Origin of the sequence: Acetobacter syzygii (genome assembly GCF_000964225.1) — a bacterium.
Lineage (GTDB): Bacteria > Pseudomonadota > Alphaproteobacteria > Acetobacterales > Acetobacteraceae > Acetobacter > Acetobacter syzygii.
In genome coordinates this window covers 1-1,304 of sequence record NZ_BAMZ01000039.1, presented here as the reverse complement: position 1 = coordinate 1,304, position 1,304 = coordinate 1, and the positions used below count along the sequence as shown (strand labels likewise).

Genomic DNA, 1,304 nt, shown 5'->3' with positions numbered 1-1,304 from the left:
TGAATTGCCCCGGGTTTTGTGGAGACGTTTTTATCTGAACTACGCAGCTAATGCATGTGATTTCTGTTGTGCATAAAAGCGTGCCTCAGCTTCTGCTGGGGGGATGTTTCCAATGGAGGACAGGATCCGTCGATTGTTGAACCAGTCGACCCATTTAAGTGTTGCCAGTTCAACCGCCTCCCTGTTTTTCCATGGCCCCTGCCGATAGATGAGTTCGGTTTTGTAAAGCCCGTTAATGGTCTCCGCCAGGGCGTTATCATAGGAATCTCCGACACTGCCGACAGAGGCGACCAGTCCGGCTTCAGCCAGTCTTTGCGTGTAGCGAATGGACACATATTGACAGCCGCGGTCGGAATGGTGGGTCACTTTTCCCTCAGGCCGCCTCTGGCACAGAGCCTGCTCGAGAGCATCCAGTACGAAGTCGGTATGGGCAGTGGACGAGACGCGCCAGCCCACAATAACCCGTGCGAATACATCAATGATGAAGGCCACATAAACAAAGCCCTGCCATGTGGAAACGTAAGTAAAATCCGAAACCCAGAGCCTATTGGGGGCTGGGGCATGAAACTGGCGCTGCACCAGATCCCGTGGACAGGGCCGTGCCGGATCGGGCCGTGTGGTTCTGATCCCCTTGCCACGAATGACGCCTTTCAGTCCCATCCGGCGCATCAGCCGCTCTACCGTGCAGCGGGCGACATCCAGACCTTCACGTTTGAGCTGATGCCAGACTTTGCGCGCTCCATAGACACAGAAATTATCGGTCCAGACCCTGCGGATTTCATGATACAGTTCTTTGTCTTTCTGGCTGCGCACACAGGGATTTTTCTGTCTCGCCCGATAAGCATAATAGACAGATGGTGCAATCGACAGAACCCTGCAGATTGACCCGACACCATATGTCTGCCGATGCTCCTCAATGAAGCGTGTCATGGCCTGAACCGGCGGTCGAGTTCCGCCTGGGCAAAATATGCCGACGCCTTGCGCAGGATTTCATTGGCCTGCCGCAGTTCGCGGTTCTCTCGCTCCAGTTGCCTGATCTTCTCTCGATCTGGCAGGTCACTCACCGCAGGCGCATTGGCACGTTCATGCAGACGGGTCCATTTTGACAGCGTGTCAGGATGAATATCCAGCTTTGGCGCTATCATCATCACTGCGGACCAACGTGATGGATGGTTCTTCTCTTCCTCCAGAACCATGCGGGCTGCACGTTCACGGAACTCTGGCGGAAAACGCTTCGATTTGTTGCTCATGAATTCTTCTTACCTCTCGGGTCGTTCTGTCTCCACAAAACCCGGGGCAATTCA

At 54.4% G+C, this 1,304-nt stretch carries 1 protein-coding gene and 1 other annotated feature; the gene reads right to left on the bottom strand.

The window, feature by feature from the left end:
• Window positions 1-39: 39 nt before the first annotated feature.
• A protein-coding gene (locus Absy_RS11365; protein WP_146802678.1) for an IS3 family transposase occupies window positions 40-1,250 on the bottom strand; the annotation gives its coding sequence in 2 pieces (ribosomal slippage) (window positions 40-965 and window positions 965-1,250; 1,212 coding nt in all).
• Window positions 856-972 (bottom strand) — a sequence feature (AL1L pseudoknot). Its footprint overlaps the gene before it by 117 nt.
• Window positions 1,251-1,304: the final 54 nt, after the last annotated feature.